This window comes from Bacillus sp. es.034 (assembly GCF_002563655.1).
Taxonomy (GTDB): Bacteria; Bacillota; Bacilli; order Bacillales; family Bacillaceae_B; genus Rossellomorea.
Genome location: NZ_PDIY01000001.1, coordinates 3,142,378 through 3,159,987, shown reverse-complemented (window position 1 = coordinate 3,159,987; position 17,610 = coordinate 3,142,378). Strand labels below are relative to the sequence as shown.

Sequence of the window (17,610 nt, the reverse complement as noted above, 5' to 3'; positions counted from 1 at the left end):
CGGTGGAAGCAGGAGGTGACATTCATGAAACAGAAGCTGAAATGGGTTGGAGTCCTGACCCTTATACTTATGCTTTCCGCTTGTTCGAATGTGGGGATAGGCGGCAAACAGATATCCGTCGGTGGGAAGAACTTTACCGAGCAATACCTGCTTTCTGAAATGACGGCTTTTCTTTTAAAAGAAGAGGGGTTCAAAGTCAAGCAGATGAACAATCTTGGAAGTACCGTCGTACGTAAGGCATTGGAAAATGAGCAGGTAGATATGATGTGGGAATATACGGGTACAGCCCTGATCACCTATATGGGGCAGGAACCGATGTCAGATCCCGGAAAAACGTTCGAAAAAGTGAAAGAACTTGATGCGAAAAAGGGAATCCATTGGATGAATATGTCTAATGTCAATAACACATACGCCCTTGCCATGAATGAAGACCAGGCAAAGGAATTGGGAATCGAATCAATCAGTGATCTGGCACAATACATCAATAGTCATCCAGGTGAATTAACAATGGCATCTGATGCTGAATTTGCCAATCGAGCCGATGGCCTCCCTGGTGTGGAGGAGAAATACGGCTTCAAATTCGGTTCGGGGCAGATAAAGCAGATGGATCTTGGTCTGACTCAAAGAGCATTGAATAACCGTCAGGTGGACGTATCGGTTGCCTTTGAAACGGATGCAACCATCGTTGACTATGATCTGGTAACCCTCAAGGATGATAAAAATTTCTTCCCGCCATACAGGGCAGCTGTCAGTATCAACAAAGACGTATATAAAAAGTATCCCGAAATCAAAGAAATCACGGGGAAATTGGCAGACAAACTAAACAGTGATATTATGCGGGAACTGAATTACAAAGTGGATATCGAAGGAAATAGTGTATCCGTTGTGGCCCATGATTGGCTGGTGGAAAACGACTTAATAAAAGAATGATAAAGACTCTTATAGGACTGGACCGATTGTGGTTCAGTCCTTTTTAGCTCTTGAATTAAACAGTCTGCACAGGTTATCCGTCTAATCCACTCAGCAGACGGGATAAAAAGCATCAGGTTCTAAATGAAAAAAAATTGTTGTTTTAAACATTATCGTTTGACATATGACACCGTGTCACATAAAGTGGAGAATGTTCCATATGACACGGTGTCATTTTTATTGGAGGAGGAATGCGAAATTGCCTAAACCTACATTCTTCAATTTGAAAGAAGAGAAGAGGAATGTATTGGTGGAAGCAGCCAAGAAGGAGTTTTCCAGGGTATCCCTATATGATGCCTCCATTGCAAACATCCTGAAGACGGCTGGAATTCCCAGGGGAAGCTTCTATCAGTACTTTGAGAATAAAGAGGATGCCTTTTTTTATCTCGTTGGGGAACATGCCCGGAAACGGTTTGAAACCTTTATTGCTTTGTTGGAAACCCATGATGGGGATTTGTTCGAAGCGACAAGGGTCATGTTTCATACAATGCTTGAGTTTTCGTATGAAAATGGACAAAATAACTTTATTCGGAACGTCCTCTTAAATATGAATTACAAAATAGAAAAAACGTTCACACAGACTCTAACCAGGGAAACCATCGACGAGCGCTATGAGGAAATCGTCCTCTTAGTGAATAAAAATCAATTTGCCATTGATAATAAATCGGATTTGTATCATATTTTGCAAATCCTTTCAGCCGTCACATTCCATAATCTTGTTCAGAGCATTGCTGATGAATTGACTCTGGAAGAAGCGCTGGGAAAATACAATAAAGAAATAAACATGATCAAAAGAGGATTGTGTAAATCCTCTTCATAATTGAATAGAAAGAAGGGAGAACATGAATAACAGAGATTCCAATACTCAATCCGAAACTTTTAACAAAACACCATTGCTCATAGTCCTCATATCAGGGGCATTCGCAGCCATACTCAATCAAACGTTGCTAGGGACGGCTCTCCCTCATATTATGACCGATCTGAATCTTGATGCGAGTACTGCCCAGTGGCTGACGTCGATCTTTATGCTCGTGAACGGGGTGATGATCCCGATTACGGCATTCTTGATCGAACGGTTCACGACCAGGGCTTTGTTCCTGAGTGCCATGGGCTTGTTTGCGGGAGGGACGCTCATATGTGCCATTGCGCCTAACTTCGGTTTACTGATGGTCGGGAGAATCATTCAGGCCTCGGGAGCAGGTATCATCATGCCACTCATGCAAACCATCCTCTTTCTTATTTATCCAGTCGAGAAAAGGGGAGCGGCCATGGGAATGTTCGGGCTGGTCATTTCATTCGCTCCGGCAATCGGACCGACCCTGTCAGGCTGGCTTGTTGAACAATTCCCTTGGAGAAGCTTGTTCTATGTGATTTTACCGATTGTTATCGTCGATTTTATCGTTGCGTATTTCATTTTAAAGAACGTGACCAAACAAACGTATCCGAAACTCGATATTCTTTCCATCATTCTTTCTTCACTGGGATTTGGTGGATTATTGTATGGCTTCAGTATTGCAGGAAGCCAAGGATGGGGAAGTGTTCAGGTTATAGTTTCGATGATTGTGGGAAGTGTGACACTCTTCTGGTTCATCACAAGACAGTTTAAATTGAAGCAGCCGATTCTCGAATTCCGAGTATTTCAAAATAAAATGTTCACGTTAACGACAGTGCTGGGGATGGTCGTGTTTATCGCCATGATCGGAGCGGCTACGGTCCTTCCTCTTCTTATGCAGAATATGCTGGGGTTCTCAGCCTTTGAATCAGGCCTTATGCTCCTACCTGGGGCACTTTTGATGGGGCTGATGAATCCTATTACCGGAAGGATCTTTGATAAGTTCGGAGCCCGCTGGCTTGCCATTATCGGGTTGACCATTCTTACGATCACGACGTTCATGTTTACGAATTTATCGGCAGACACATCGTTTATGTATCTGGCCACAGTCAATGCCATCAGGATGTTCGGGGTTGCCATGGTCATGATGCCCGTGACAACTGCCGGGCTGAATCAGTTGGACAGAAGCCTGATACCCCACGGAACAGCCATGAACAACACGATGAGACAAGTCTCCGGTGCCGTCGGAACAGCACTTCTGGTAACCGTAATGACAACGAGTGCCGATCCCGCCAGAGGACTCGAAGGGATGATCGATGGAGTCAATGTCTCATTTATCGTTGCCGGCATTACGGCCATTGTAGGACTTGTGCTCTCGTTTTTCATCAAAAGCAGGCGGCCTGCAAGAGTTAAAAGTAATGCATGATGAAAATAGAGGGACGGACCTGGCATAACACCAGGTCTCTCCCTCCTTTTATTTGCCTTCCTGCAAATACTCTTCGTTTTTCCAGTCGGTAACGAACATACAGCCCGGGGAATGGGTCAGCATGTAGGGGATTTTCGCATGAAGGGCCACTGCCTGAGGGGTTACCCCGCAAGCCCAGAACATCGGGGTTTCTCCCTTTCTGATACCAACAAAGTCACCGTAATCAGGTTTAGTGATATCCAGAATGCCAATTTCAGCAGGGTCGCCGATATGGACAGGAGCACCGTGCATTTTGGGGAATAGTGCAGTTATATCTGTTGCTTTCTGTACGAGTGAATCAGGTATTGGTCTCATGGAAACGACCATGGGCCCTTCAAATACTCCGGCTTTTTCTGTCTGAATATTGGTCCGATACATGGCCACGTTTTTATTTTCCTCTATATGACGCAGCGGAATGTCCCCCTTGATGAGCTGACTCTCGAATGTGAAACTGCACCCGATTAGGAAGCTGACCAGATCCTCCCTCCATATTTCATCAATTCGCGGCTTCTTATCAACTAATTGACCATTTTCATACACGTGGTATAAAGGGATGTCAGTGCGGATGTCTGAATTTTTGGCATAACTGGATTGGAAGTACCCTGGTTCCAACACTTCGACAATCGGACAGGATTTTGGATTGCGAGTGGTGAATAATAAAAAGTCAAAGGCATATTCCTTAGGGAGAACAACCAGGTTGGCTTGTACATAATCCTGGCAGATCCCTGAAGTATGAGTTTGGTGCTTTCCGGATCTGATGTTCGTTCTAAGTTCTGAAGGTAACATGGAAACAAGCTCTCCTTTATAATGAAATTTTAATAGTCTGAAGATTGGTATTCATTCTATCATATATTTGTGCTACGTTATCAGTAATTAATCATTTCAGTTAAGGAGGAATCGAATTGTCTCACAACCTGCATGGAATAGATCCGAAATTATTATCGGACTTACAGTCGAAAAAAGAAACGTTATGGACCAACCCCTTAAGTAAACCCAGTAATATTCAAAGGGATCGCATCCAGGAAATCGTTGAAGCGGAGCAGCGGCTCGCCCGTTTTGCTCCCTATATAAAAAGGGTCTTTCCTGAAGTCGTAAACGGGATCATCGAGTCCCCTATCAAGCGACTGGGAAACATGCAAACTGCGCTTCATGATTATTTTCAAACGACCATACAAGGTCAGCTGCTCCTTAAATGTGACAACGAGCTCCCGATTGCAGGCTCGATCAAAGCGAGGGGAGGTATTTATGAAGTATTGAAAATCGCGGAAACAATTGCGTTGGAACAGAACTGGATCCAAGAGAAAGACGACTATACGGTGCTGGCATCGAGTCGCTTCAGGAATTTCTATTCAAGGTATTCCATCGCTGTCGGTTCCACGGGAAACCTTGGATTAAGTATAGGAATAATGGGGGCGGCGCTAGGTTTCAAGGTAACTGTACATATGTCCCGGGATGCGAAGCGATGGAAGAAGGAACTCTTGAGAGAAAAGGGGGTTAACGTTATAGAACATGAACAAGACTTCTCCCACGCGGTTGCTGAAGGAAGAAAGCAGTGTGAGTTGGATCCAGAATGTTTCTTCATTGATGATGAAAATTCAAAAGATTTATTCATGGGCTATGCAGTCGCGGCTCTCAGGCTTAAGAAACAGTTTGAAGAAGAGGGGATTAATGTAGATCATGATCACCCTTTGATTGTTTACTTGCCATGCGGGGTGGGCGGTGGCCCAGGTGGGGTAACCTATGGTTTGAAGCATGTATTCGGCGAACATGTCCATTGTTATTTTGCAGAACCTGTCAATTCCCCTTGTATGCTCCTTGGACTTGCATCCGGCAGACATGAAGAAATTTCAGTCCAGGATATTGGATTGAGCAATCGTACGGAAGCGGATGGTTTGGCGGTCGGCAGACCCTCTGCCCTTGCAGGTAGAATGATTAACGAACTGGTGAACGGGGTCTATACGGTATGCGATAAAAATCTATTCAAATTGCTTGCCCTGCTGCATCAATCAGAATCCATCTTCGTTGAGCCGTCGGCAGTGGCGGGGATGATTGGTCCTTTCCTGCAGGATGTGCAGGAACACCTTGCCTCTCTTGAAGTGGAATTATCACATGCCACCCATGTAGTATGGGCCACGGGAGGGAATCTTGTGCCAGAAGCCATCATGGAAGAGTACGTGAAAAAAGGAAAGGGTTATTTGGCTGAATAAGTTGCGGGGTATCATGGAACTGGGCGGATGCACACCTTCTGAAACCACGCATATGATATCGTGGTAAAAAGCAGAAGGGAATGATCAGAATGTACAATGTGCCGATGACCTATTCGTCATACCCCCAAACCTTTACAGACGTTGCGCCTAGAAGTGAAGCTAATCCTCAGCACTTAGTGAATATCCTGCTAAACGGTATAAGCAGAAAGGCATCAACTGCAGATTTATACGACCGATTGGCCTGGGCCGCACCAACTAGTGAGGAACGTGAGAATCTAATGCGGATGAAGGAAGACGAGGAGAGGCATTGGTGGGAATTAACCAATTTATACACTTCCCTTACCGATACCCAGCCTTCCTATCATGTAGAAAGAATTCCTTTTCATTCATATCGGGATGGCCTGCAAAGGGGCTATGAAGCGGAGCTTGCAGATTATGAGCTATATCGGATTTGCAGTATGCAGGCACAACATTCCACGGTATATGAGGTCCTCGTGAATACGTGCAGGGATGAGTGGGGGCATGCTGAAAGATTAAGTATGTTAGGTGCAGAAGAAGACAATCGGATGATGTTAAAGGATTATGGGCCCTACCCGTATTCCGTGAACATCGATGAGGTGACGGTTAATAATGACACATTCCGCACGGCTTTATGGACGGGTGAACATTTACAGGTAACGCTTATGAGCATCAATCCCGGAGAAGACATCGGTTTGGAAATTCATCCTAATATTGATCAATTCCTCCGTCTAGAACAGGGAGAAGGAATTGTGAGAATGGGTGATCGCCAGGATAACTTAACCTATGAGAAACAAGTTAGTCAGGATTTTGCTATCATGATTCCGGCGGGTACCTGGCATAATGTCATCAATACCGGAAATACGCCTATCAAGTTGTACTCGATATATGCACCTCCACAGCATCCCCGGGGAACGGTACATGCAACCAAGGCTGACGCAATTGCGGCTGAGGAAGGGCATAGCCACTATTAAACTGACTTTAATAAAAAGGATGTGGAATCGATCGGATTTCACATCCTTTAAAATGAAACTACCTGTTCCATTCCTTTAATATTTGTTGACAAAAATTCAGGAATAATATGCTAAAATGAAGCAGTGAGAATAAATAGAATGAGAGTTTGCAAGCGAGAGGATGAATCGATTGGTGAATAAAAGCAAAAAGATAATGGGATGGGCACAGCCTTTGATAATTGGGATAGCATTAGCCGTCATTATTCGTTCCTTTATCGTCATACCCATCGTAGTTGAAGGAGCATCCATGAATACCACTTTACTCGATCATGACCGCATGATCGTAAACAAAATGGATGAACCCGAGCGGTTTGATATCATCGTATTTCACGCAACCGAAACAGAAGATTATATTAAACGTGTAATCGGTCTCCCTGGTGATGAAATTGAATATAAAAACGATACATTATACATAAATGGTGAAGCATATGATGAGCCTTACCTGGATGAACAAAAGAAAGTGACGGTAGGGGCGTTAACCCCTGATTTTACTTTACAGGATACCCCATTAAAACAACTGACGGTTCCGGAAGGTGAATTATTCGTCATGGGCGACAACAGGAGATTCAGTAAGGACAGTCGTCAGATCGGCTCGATCCCCATCAATAAAGTAGTGGGAACGACAAATATTGTGTATTGGCCGGTTAAGGAGATGAAAATCATTCATAATTAGGTGAGAGAAATGACAATCATACACTTGTGAAAAATATTCAATTCTCAAAAATCAGAAATATAGAGACTAGGAGGATGGAAGAATGGACAGCATCATCTTTGATCTGGACGGTACCTTATGGGACCCCATCGAGTCGGTACTGGAAGCGTGGAATAAGACAATCATGGATCATGAGCGGCTGGAACATGGAATCACCAGAAAGCACCTGGAAGGGACCATGGGCCTTCAAATGAAGGAAATCGGTAAGGAGTTGTTCCCGGAATTGAAGGAAGAGGAAAGGGAGCAATTATTGAAAGACCTTTCCCGTCATGAAATTCCCCACCTCAGTAAAAACGGCGGTCAATTATATGACCATGTTGAGAAAGTACTGGAGAGGCTTTCGGAAAAATACAATTTATTCATCGTCAGCAACTGTCAGGACGGTTATATCGAAGCATTCTATGAGTATCATGGGCTGGACAGGCATTTCATCGATTACGAGAATCCAGGAAGGACCGGTCTATCAAAAGGGGAAAACATTAAACTCATCATCGACCGAAACCAATTAAAGGAACCAATCTATATTGGAGATACAGAAGGCGATCGTAAAGCAGCCGAAGAAGCGGGCATCCCATTTGTTTATGCATCGTATGGATTTGGAAAAGTAGAATCCTATGACTATCGTATTCAAACATTTGATGAATTATTGAACATCTTTTAGAAGTAAGGTCTGTTCTCTTCGAGGGACGGACCTTTCATTTGTTCACAACAAATTAGATTTTGCCTATGATATTAAGAATCTTAGCATGCAAGCTTCTTTTTATATCGTTAAGATGGTAAGCTAATGAATTAGTAAACGCAAATTCTCAGGAGGCATACAGATGAATATTGATAATAACGATATCTTAATTCGATTGCGGTACGCTCTCGATCTTAAAAATACAGAAATGGTAGACATCTTCAAGCATGGAGGAATAGAATTATCGAAAGATGAAGTGATGAAAGTGCTGACGAAGTCAATGGATCAAGAAGAAGGTATGAATGAAGAGGACGAACACATCCATTGTGATGATGAGATGTTCGAATCCTTTTTAAATGGCTTTATCACGTTCAAAAGAGGGAAACGGGAGCCTAAGCCTGGACAGGCGGAAAGACCGGAATTAACGTATGAACATGTGAATAATCTTCTTTTGAAAAAAGTTAAGATTGCGCTCTCCTTAACCAGTGAGGATATGATTGAGATCCTGGAATTAGCTGACGTACATATCACCAAAGGAGAATTAGGTGCGATTTTACGAAGAGAGGGCCATAAAAATTACCGGATTTGCGGTGACCGCTACGCGCGGAACTTCTTAAAGGGATTGGCAATCCGATATAGGGATTAGGAGATGGATCATACGTATTCAGGAAAGACGATTCAATTCCAGCTTAAATATAAAAACCGTCAATCCATCGGCATTTTTCTAGATAGCTATGGAAATATTGAAGTCCAAGCACCAAAAGGGACGGATGAAGAATCTGTCATTCGATTGCTGGAGAAACACTGGGATGGGATCCTGCAGAAATCGAAAGAGATGAAAGAGCGCTTAAATGGCCCTCAGATAAAGTCCTATCAGCATGGAGAACCTTTCTTGTATCTCGGAAAAAGCTTTCCCATTGAAGTTCTTCATACCCCTGACATCACGAAAGACTCTGTCACTTTTAGCGGGGATACGCTGAAAATCCAAGTCAGAGAGCTTGAAGAGGAACGGATAAAGCAGGCGTTGAAACGTTTTTACTACAAGAGGTGCAAGTCTATGGTAGAGAGCAGCATTGCTAAACATCAACACCATTTTAAGGTCAAGCCCCGGTCGGTACGCATTTCGGATAGTCAAAAGACATGGGGGACATGCGACGGTAGAAGGCAGCTGACCTTTAATTGGAAATTGGCCATGGCACCCCAGGAGGTCATCGATTATGTCGTTGTTCATGAGATGTGCCATATGATCCACCTCAACCATGATCGATCTTTCTGGAGGTTGGTAGGGAAGATTGTACCTGATTATAAAGAAAAAGAGAAATGGCTGGCAAGTACTAATTGGAAGATGACGATATAGTGAGTAGAGCCACCAGCAAGTTGGGAGAGATGGAAAATGACAATCGCCAGTTTCCTTATCATTGCCTGGATACTCAGTTGGTTTAAATTTGATCGGCTTTTTATTCAAGCATTTAAAGAGCTTTTCAAAAAAGAAGTGACAAAGGCAACCTATTATTTCACCTTTTTTTGCATTGGAACGATAGGGGACATCACTTTATTCTTTAACGGAACTTCTTATGAAGTACTAGTGAGGTAGGGAAGAGTGTTTAATATACTAAGTGGTATATAGTGAAAGGGTGATGGAAGTGTCTGAATCATATTCAAGGTCCATAAAAGAAATAGCTGTTTCATTTCTGGAACGAGTGGCGTCAGGGGATGTCCGGGGAGCGTTTGAAGATTATACAGGAAATGATTTTTGTCATCACAACCCCTATTTTCGTGGTGACCCGGAATCGCTCATGCTCGCCATGGAAGACAATGCCGTAAAAAATCCCGATAAGAGGTTTGAAGTGAAACGAGCGATGGCAGATGAAGAGACAGTAGCGGTTCATTCCCATGTAAGGCAGAATCCCGGGGATCCAGGGGCAGTGGTTGTCCACATTTTTCGATTCCAACATGGAAGAATCGTAGAATTATGGGACATAGGTCAACCGATTCCGGAAGATCCAGTAAACGAAAATGGGGTTTTTTAGAACGGAAGAGAAGCATAACTATATACACAAAAACCTGCACCACTATGATAAATAGTTGGTGCAGGTTTGATTTTGTTATTGTAAATGTCATGTGATTATGATAAATTAATACAGAAACACTTTTAACGAGGTAAAAGTGTTCATATTACCTCAATAATAATTATATAACATAACACACTTATTAGTCAACCCTGAATTTTTTAGTTGAAGGAGTGCTTAGATGAAATCTGACATTAGGCTTGAGCAAAAGCGAGTGGACGATGTGATTGATACCATCATGCGACAGATCGAAACCCTGGAAACCGAAACAGGAAGGCGCAAGGAGGAAGTGGCGGAGACCCGAAATCATTTCTGGGATGAAGTAAAGGTAAACACAGATACCTTCGATGACTTTCTGGAAACCGTTATTGCTTTAAGGCAGCAGGCGCAATCGTTGACGGTTTCGGAGAGTACTCACAAACAGGCACTTAAAAAATTATCGGCATTGCACAGGATGAAAGGGAAGCCCTATTTCGGCCGGATCGATTTCACGGAAGAAGGAGAATCCACTGAAAGGGTTTATATCGGGATATCGACCCTAACTGACCAAACGGGGGATGACTTTCTTATTTATGATTGGCGGGCGCCCATTTCAAGTGTTTATTACGATTATCCACCAGGGCAGGCAGAATACACCACTCCGGGGGGCATCATCCGTGGGGTCGTGGAAAGCAAGTGGCAATATATCATCAGGGATGGTGTGATTCAGTCCATGTTCGATACGAGCCTCACGATCGGGGATGAGATTTTACAAGAGGTACTTGGTAAAAGAACAAACAATCACATGCATAGCATCGTCGCCACGATCCAACAGAAGCAGAATCAGATTATCAGGCATGATCACGGCAGGCTTCTCATTGTTCAAGGAGCAGCAGGAAGTGGTAAAACATCGGCTGCCCTGCAGCGTATCGCGTACTTACTATATAAATATAGGGAAACCTTGAAAGCGGATCAAATCGTTTTGTTCTCACCAAACTCTATGTTCAACAGTTATGTTTCTCAAGTTCTGCCTGAACTTGGAGAAGAAAACATGGAGCAGGTGACTTTCCAGGAGTATTTGGACCACCGATTAAGCATGGAATTTCAGGTGGAAGGTCCTTATGATCAACTCGAGTACGTGTTGAGGAAGGAGGATAACCCTCAAACGTATGAAACACGTACGTCGAGCATCCCATTCAAAGCATCTACAGATTTCTTTGAAGCAATCAAATCATATAGGAAATCCTTAGAGGATTCAGGGATGAAGTTTAAAGGAATTAAGTTCAGGGGAAAGACGATTCTCTCCGCTGAAGAAATCACCGAGCGTTTCTATTCATGTGACATATCGCTTCGTTTCCATAATAGGCTTGAAAAGCTGACTGAATGGCTTAACAGTCAAATCGATCAAGCGGAGAAACAAGAACGGATGGAGCCTTGGGTGGAAGAAGCCATTGAATTGATGAGCAATGAGCAATACCATAAGGCACGTAAGTATTTTAGGAAGAGAAATATCGTCGATGATTACGAAGTAGAGTACGAAGCATTGAGAAGATTGGTTGTACGGAAAAGGTGCAAGAAGCTCCGTAAATGGATCAAGACACTCCAATATGTGGATGTAAAAGGTGTGTATCAACAGATCTTTACAGACCCTTTGATCATTCGTTCATTAATAAGTAAGAAAACACCGGAAAAATGGGAATATATCTGCCGGTCTACATTGAATATGCTTGACGAGGAGAAACTGTATTACGAAGATGCGACCCCATTCTTACTATTAAAAGAACTGATTCTCGGTTTCCAAACGAATACTTCCATTAAGCATGTACTCATCGACGAAGCACAGGATTACTCTCCGTTTCAATTTGAATTCATCAAGAGGCTGTTTCCTTCAGCCAAATTGACCGTACTCGGAGATTTTAATCAGGCGATCTTTGCTCATGCAAATGAACATGTTGATTTCAGTAAGCTGACAGAATTGTATGGTCCGGATGAAACAGATCAGATTAACCTGACCGAGAGCTACCGGTCCACTAAACCAATCATAGATTTTACACGAAGGCTGGTTCCCGGCGGGGATCATATTTCCGCATTCGAACGGGATGGAGAAAAACCTGTCATAACGACAGTCACGGACCATGATGACCTGCACGATCAAATGACCGGAACGATTGAGAATTGGAGGGCCCATGGGTACCATTCAATCGCGGTCATATGCAAAACGGCTGCAGAAAGTGAGCGGGTATTTGGTTCATTAAACCATGTAGAGAACCTTAAACTCATGAAAAGCGTCTCCCTCGAATATGAACAAGGCGTTGTAGTCATACCTGCCTACTTAGCCAAAGGAATCGAATTCGACGCCGTCATCATTTACAACGCCGATTCATATGGTGAAGAAAATCTCCGAAGACTATTCTACACCGCATGCACACGGGCCATGCACGAACTTAAGCTCTACAGCATCGGCAAACCAACCCACTTTATCCAAGCATAGAATGAGGGACGGACCTCCTTTTTTCAGAAGGAATCCCTATCCAAAAGGATTTTGCTCTGAAAAGAGAGGTCCGTCCCTCTTTTATGAAAATAATGGTAAAATATAATGTAAAGCTTTCAAAGAGGTAGAGGAGTGGATAAGATGAATTCGTATTTGGATTTGTTGAAGAGTGTGGGTGCCCAGAATGTTGATTCGAGGTTTCTGTTGGGGATAGACGGATTAAGTCGTTCGGGGAAAACAACTTTGGTTCAACAATTAAGCTTTGCATTAGAGAAAGAAGAACGTCCCTATCAAATTTTTCATCTGGATGATTTTATCGTTGAACGGGAACGCCGTTATCATACTGGTTTAGAAGAATGGAAGGAATATTTTCATCTGCAATGGGATGTTGAATGGCTTTCCACTCATTTCTTTCAAAAGCTGAAGAAAGTGGAACAGATCACTCTCCCTTTTTATGACGGATCAACGGACACTCATGAAAACAAGACTATTCCCCTATCCAAAGAAGGATTGATCATCATAGAAGGAGTATTCCTTCAGCGGGAGGAATGGAAGCTTTTTTTTGATAAGATTATCTATTTGGATTGCCCGAGGGAGACCCGGTTTAACCGCGAATCTAATGAAACGAGAAAGAATATTTCAAAATTCAAGGAAAGATATTGGAAGGCAGAAGAATACTACATCAATCGGTATCAACCTGCAGAGATGGCTGATATCGTTATACCTTCATAAGCAGGTAGATGGTAGCGGAATTCTTAAAATGCATGGTGACGGGGTTAAGTATATTAGATACTTATTTAACAATACTAATAGAAAATACCTTTAGGAGTCGAACCGAATTGATTCACGTGGATTTATTTGAAATGATTGCCCGTTCCACTGCAAGCTTCCTGGTTCTCCTCCTTGTCGCCCGTTTGCTCGGAAGAAAACAATTGAGCCAGTTAACTTTTTTTAACTATATTACCGGGATAACCATTGGTTCCATAGCAGCAGACATTGCAGGTGAATCGAAGACGCCTTTTTTTGAAGGGCTGACCAGCCTTGTGTGGTGGAGTGTCTTAACGCTCCTGGTTGGATATATCGGACTCAAATCACCGAGGGCACGGGTAGTGATGGATGGGCAGCCGGTCATTGTCATGAAGGATGGTAAAATTCTTGAAGATACGTTAGGGAAACATCATCTGAATATGGACGATTTGAGCATGCTACTAAGAGAAAAAAATGTTTTTTCTACTAACGAAGTCGACACGGCCATTTTCGAACCTGATGGGAAATTGACCGTATTTTTAAAATCCGGTAATCAACCATTAACTAAAAAGGATCAGGATATCATTACCGGTAAACCTACTTACATACCAACAGAATTAATCGTCGATGGGAATATTCTTTATACTAACTTAAAGGAAGTGGGTATATCAGAAGAGTGGCTTCGAAATCAGTTGAACTACTTCCAAGTGAAACTTCAAGATGTATTTTAAGTTGAGTTGCAGGAAAATGGAACACTATACATTGATCGGCGTCGGGACCGTTTGAAGGAATAGAGAAGGTGTCAACTCTTATGTTTGGGTGGCACCTTTATATTTTGGAAAGGATTGTGTTTTATAAAATAATTTGGAATAATTGGAATAGGTGTAAACGTATATAAGTACGGAATATACGTAGCTGTTTTAGAGATGGGGGAGCTGAATTGTTCATTTTTTTCATACTGCCTTTTGTCATGGGACTGCTGGGAGCCTATCTAATAACAGTCGGTCTTTGGGAACTTAGAATAGGAATCAACAGAAAGAAATACTCAACCTATATGTTCACTGGACTTGTATTGATTATTTTCCTCGTTATGGGTTAGTAAGTAAATAATAATGATTTTCTTATTCTTTTTATCTGTCCGTAATGGATGAACAGCAACGTAAATTGATTCGAAAATAGTATTCTATAAAAAAGGGTGTTAACGATGAATTTTTATATTGGTTCAAGTTTTGCAAATACGGATCTTGTGCGATATGTAAGTGCCCGGTTAGAAGAAAAAGGCTTTATCCATACATATGATTGGACCAGGAATGATCGCGCATCAACAGTGAAAGACCTTCAGCATATCGGACAGAATGAAAAAGATGCCATCACTGAATCAAATGTGGTCATCATCATGCTCCCTGGTGGAAAAGGAAGTCACGTCGAACTGGGAATAGCGCTTGGCCTTGGAAAACGGATCATCTTGTATTCTCCCAATGGTGAGGTACATGATCTTGCAAACACGACTACATTTTACCACTTACATGAGGTGGAAAAGTGTTCGGGAAGTATAGAGGAATTATTAGAATATGTTCTAGAAAGCCGAATTTACAGCGCAAATGAATAAGAGCGATGGACCATTGCTCGAGGAAGGAGACGGCATTGAAGAAAATAAAAAGAGTGACATTACCAAGTCAAGGCAGAGTCATAGTAATCTCGGACATTCACGGAGAACTGAATCTTTTTACCAAACTGTTACAAGAAGTAAATTTCAGTTCAGAAGACCATCTATTCATTAACGGTGATCTTTGTGAAAAAGGAAGCAATAGTAAAGGCACTGTCCGATATATCATGGATTTAATAAAGACGAACCCGAACGTCCATGTAACGGAAGGGAATTGCGACACTGTGGTGGAAGATCTTCTTGAAGAGAACCCTAAATTGATGAATTACATCAGATCAAGAAAACATTCCGTATTAAAGGAGTGGCTTGATGAAGTAGGGTTTGAACTAAAAGAAGATACTGCGGTTCAGGAGGTGAAGGATATACTCACTCAACATTTCTCTCATGAAATCGAGTGGCTGATGGAATTGCCGACTGCAATTGAGACAGACGACTATATTTTCGTTCATGCAGGTCTTGATGATCGTGGGGATTGGAGAGAAACGGATCGAATATCTGCGATCACGATGCCAGCATTCCTGGAGAAATCACATCAAACAGGGAAATATGTCATTGTTGGCCATTGGCCCGTTGTCAACTATTCCAGTGACATTCCTTCCAATAATCCGATTGTAAATGAAGGTAAGAAAATCATCGCCATTGACGGTGGGAATGTCATTAAATCGACAGGTCAGTTAAATGCATTTATCATACATAGAAAAAAGAACGGGGACAGTTATTCCCAAATCTATACAGATCATCACCAAACATGTGAAGTAGTGAAGGGTTACATATCGGACCCGATCATGTCGGGATCCATTTCCTACCCAAACTATGAATTGATACCTCTTCAACCATCTGAGCACTTTACACTGTGCAAACAAGTTGGAACGGATGATCAATTATATGTTAAAAATGAGTACATTCATCAAAGTGAAGAGGGAACGTATTCGGCAAAAACGGATCTTTCATGTGCGCAGATCTCTGTGGATTATGGAGATATCATATCGGTTGTTGATAGTAGTTGCAGGGGTTATGACTTAATTAAGAAAAATGGGAAAGAGGGATGGGTACCTAAAGATGTCCTCACAGTGAAACAACCTGGTCCGATTCCCGTTGTTTAAAGAAAATGACGGATAAGGTGCGATAATCTATGGAATATAAAATAGAAACAAAAAAGGGTTATAGTCCTCAAATCAGTTACCTCGTCTCCCAGATGGACTATGCCAGAAAAACCACATTGGACAGTGTGAGAGGGTTAACCCCCGCTGATCTGGATTTTTTACCGTGCGAAGGTGCTAACAGTATTGGGGCACTATTGCTGCACATGGCGGCGGTAGAAAAAGGGTTTCAAATAGAAATATTCGATGGGAGAAGGCCCAACGAACAGGAAATGGCTGAATGGGGTGCAGCCTATACGCTTGGAGAGGAAGGTCGAAAGAATATTAAGGGGAATCCTCTAGAATTTTATCTGACAAAACTTGATGAGGTCAGAAAGAAAACATTCCAAGAGTTTTCCGAACGTAATGATGAATGGCTCTTTGAAAGCAGATTATGGGATAATCAGTCTTCCAACCATTATTTCATCTGGTTTCATGTATTCGAGGATGAGATTAATCACAGGGGTCAAATCAGGTTGATTAGAAGGATACTCTCTGAAAAGAATAAATTCTGATGCAGTAGTTGTGATTCAGTCAGATCTATCAGTGCTCTGCAAGAAATGCTTACGCTCAAACGGTATAGACAAAAATAACGGGGGATCCTATGAAACCACAAACGATCAACTTTGATAAAAAATTGAAAGATTACCAGGTAGCCGGAGTCAGCATGGCTATAATTGAAGGTGCCTGTATAAGTAAAACCGACTGCTTTGGTTTCCTGGAGACGGGAACAAATAGACGAGTGGAACATGAGACAATCTTTCATGGGTGTTCAATCAGTAAGTTTTTTACCTCCATGTTAGTGATGACTCTTTCTGAGCGGGGCATTCTGGGTATAGATAGGAATATTAACGGATACCTGAAATCATGGAAAGTTCCAGTGAATTCTTTTGGAATCATAACTTTGAGGCATTTACTCAGTCACCATTCAGGGATTGTGGATCCCGAAGGCTGTTTTTCTGAACTCATACCTCTATTCGATACTCCTTCCATGGTCGAAATATTGGAAGGCAAAACACCCTATTGTAATATACCCATCGAAGTGAAATATAAGCCCGGAAGCGAATTTTCCTATTCCGATGCCGGGTACTGTATCATCCAGCTTGTGATAGAGGATGTAATGGGAAAGGCATTTGAAGAGGTAATGGAAGAATATTTTTTTCTGCCCCTACGATTAAATAATAGTACTTATCAGCTGCCATCATCCAAAGAACAGTTTTCATGCGGCCATACCAAGGATGGTGGATTGGTAACAGGAAAATACCCAATATACCCCTATCCTGCAGCTTCGGGATTATGGACCACCCCAACTGATGTGGCACTTTTGGTTATTGAACTAATGAATGCAATCAAAGGCGAAAGTAATCAGTTCTCTACAAACTGCGCTAAAGAAATGATAACACCTCAATTTGGTAAAGAGTGGATGGGGCTTGGTGTTTTTCGTGATACGAATGAGAAAGGGATGGAAGTATCATCACTTGGATGGGGAGTCGGCTTTCAAAGTATGATGGTTGCATATCCTGATGAAGAATCGGGTCTGGTGATCATGACGAATACAGATACAGGTTTTCATCAGCTTAAGGGGCTCATTGGTGACGTATACAGAGCATATTATTAATATTTG

At 42.3% G+C, this 17,610-nt stretch carries 19 protein-coding genes; 18 read left to right on the top strand and 1 reads right to left on the bottom strand.

All coding sequences use genetic code 11. The features are described 5' to 3' along the window. Window positions 1-24: 24 nt before the first annotated feature. The 3 genes from ATG71_RS16240 (at window position 25) to ATG71_RS16230 (ending at window position 3,227) form a co-directional block, all read left to right on the top strand. Window positions 25-930 carry a glycine betaine ABC transporter substrate-binding protein gene (locus tag ATG71_RS16240; RefSeq protein WP_098440514.1) on the top strand — a complete coding sequence of 302 codons (906 nt, stop codon included), beginning with the start codon at window positions 25-27 and terminating at the stop codon, window positions 928-930. Window positions 931-1,168: 238 nt separating this feature from the next. Continuing rightward, window positions 1,169-1,789, top strand: a complete 621-nt coding sequence (locus ATG71_RS16235; protein WP_098440511.1) for a TetR/AcrR family transcriptional regulator — start codon at window positions 1,169-1,171, stop codon at window positions 1,787-1,789. Window positions 1,790-1,811: 22 nt separating this feature from the next. Next, entirely contained in the window at window positions 1,812-3,227 is a 1,416-nt protein-coding gene (locus tag ATG71_RS16230) for an MDR family MFS transporter (RefSeq protein ID WP_098440509.1), read from the top strand. 48 nt (window positions 3,228-3,275) lie between these two features. Here the strand turns inward: ATG71_RS16230 and ATG71_RS16225 are convergent, their stop codons facing one another. After that, window positions 3,276-4,052, bottom strand: coding sequence for a putative hydro-lyase (locus ATG71_RS16225; protein WP_098440507.1), 777 nt, complete (start codon window positions 4,050-4,052; stop codon window positions 3,276-3,278). Between the two features lie 116 nt (window positions 4,053-4,168). Here ATG71_RS16225 and ATG71_RS16220 point away from each other — a divergent pair, with 116 nt between their 5' ends. The 15 genes from ATG71_RS16220 (at window position 4,169) to ATG71_RS16150 (ending at window position 17,604) form a co-directional block, all read left to right on the top strand. Next, the gene (locus ATG71_RS16220; RefSeq protein ID WP_098440505.1) at window positions 4,169-5,473 is read left to right on the top strand and encodes a D-serine ammonia-lyase; all 1,305 of its coding nucleotides are present in this window, start codon (window positions 4,169-4,171) and stop codon (window positions 5,471-5,473) included. Between the two features lie 80 nt (window positions 5,474-5,553). Next, window positions 5,554-6,465, top strand: a complete 912-nt coding sequence (locus ATG71_RS16215; protein ID WP_286163040.1) for a cupin domain-containing protein — start codon at window positions 5,554-5,556, stop codon at window positions 6,463-6,465. A 160-nt stretch (window positions 6,466-6,625) separates the two neighbouring features. Then, window positions 6,626-7,177, top strand: a complete 552-nt coding sequence (lepB, locus tag ATG71_RS16210) for a signal peptidase I (protein ID WP_098440503.1) — start codon at window positions 6,626-6,628, stop codon at window positions 7,175-7,177. Between the two features lie 82 nt (window positions 7,178-7,259). Further along, the gene (locus ATG71_RS16205) at window positions 7,260-7,877 is read left to right on the top strand and encodes an HAD family hydrolase (RefSeq protein WP_098440501.1); all 618 of its coding nucleotides are present in this window, start codon (window positions 7,260-7,262) and stop codon (window positions 7,875-7,877) included. 166 nt (window positions 7,878-8,043) lie between these two features. Continuing rightward, the gene (locus tag ATG71_RS16200) at window positions 8,044-8,541 is read left to right on the top strand and encodes a YehS family protein (RefSeq protein WP_098441874.1); all 498 of its coding nucleotides are present in this window, start codon (window positions 8,044-8,046) and stop codon (window positions 8,539-8,541) included. 3 nt (window positions 8,542-8,544) lie between these two features. After that, the gene (locus ATG71_RS16195) at window positions 8,545-9,252 is read left to right on the top strand and encodes a M48 family metallopeptidase (RefSeq protein ID WP_098440500.1); all 708 of its coding nucleotides are present in this window, start codon (window positions 8,545-8,547) and stop codon (window positions 9,250-9,252) included. 36 nt (window positions 9,253-9,288) lie between these two features. Continuing rightward, window positions 9,289-9,489 carry a hypothetical protein gene (locus tag ATG71_RS16190; protein ID WP_098440499.1) on the top strand — a complete coding sequence of 67 codons (201 nt, stop codon included), beginning with the start codon at window positions 9,289-9,291 and terminating at the stop codon, window positions 9,487-9,489. Between the two features lie 43 nt (window positions 9,490-9,532). Continuing rightward, window positions 9,533-9,925 (top strand): nuclear transport factor 2 family protein, encoded by a 393-nt coding sequence (locus ATG71_RS16185; protein WP_098440498.1) that lies wholly within the window; start codon window positions 9,533-9,535, stop codon window positions 9,923-9,925. 220 nt (window positions 9,926-10,145) lie between these two features. Further along, window positions 10,146-12,434, top strand: a complete 2,289-nt coding sequence (helD, locus tag ATG71_RS16180; protein ID WP_098440497.1) for an RNA polymerase recycling motor HelD — start codon at window positions 10,146-10,148, stop codon at window positions 12,432-12,434. Window positions 12,435-12,575: 141 nt separating this feature from the next. Beyond that, entirely contained in the window at window positions 12,576-13,166 is a 591-nt protein-coding gene (locus ATG71_RS16175; RefSeq protein ID WP_098440496.1) for a kinase, read from the top strand. 116 nt (window positions 13,167-13,282) lie between these two features. Next, window positions 13,283-13,912, top strand: a complete 630-nt coding sequence (locus tag ATG71_RS16170) for a DUF421 domain-containing protein (protein WP_098441873.1) — start codon at window positions 13,283-13,285, stop codon at window positions 13,910-13,912. A 473-nt stretch (window positions 13,913-14,385) separates the two neighbouring features. After that, entirely contained in the window at window positions 14,386-14,790 is a 405-nt protein-coding gene (locus ATG71_RS16165; RefSeq protein WP_098440494.1) for a nucleoside 2-deoxyribosyltransferase, read from the top strand. A gap of 35 nt (window positions 14,791-14,825) precedes the next feature. After that, entirely contained in the window at window positions 14,826-15,950 is a 1,125-nt protein-coding gene (locus ATG71_RS16160) for a metallophosphoesterase (RefSeq protein WP_098440492.1), read from the top strand. Between the two features lie 29 nt (window positions 15,951-15,979). Further along, on the top strand, window positions 15,980-16,501 hold the full coding sequence (locus tag ATG71_RS16155; protein WP_098440491.1) for a DinB family protein: 522 nt from the start codon (window positions 15,980-15,982) through the stop codon (window positions 16,499-16,501). A gap of 89 nt (window positions 16,502-16,590) precedes the next feature. Beyond that, window positions 16,591-17,604: a serine hydrolase domain-containing protein gene (locus ATG71_RS16150; RefSeq protein WP_098440490.1), complete on the top strand. Its 1,014-nt coding sequence runs from the start codon at window positions 16,591-16,593 to the stop codon at window positions 17,602-17,604. Window positions 17,605-17,610: the final 6 nt, after the last annotated feature.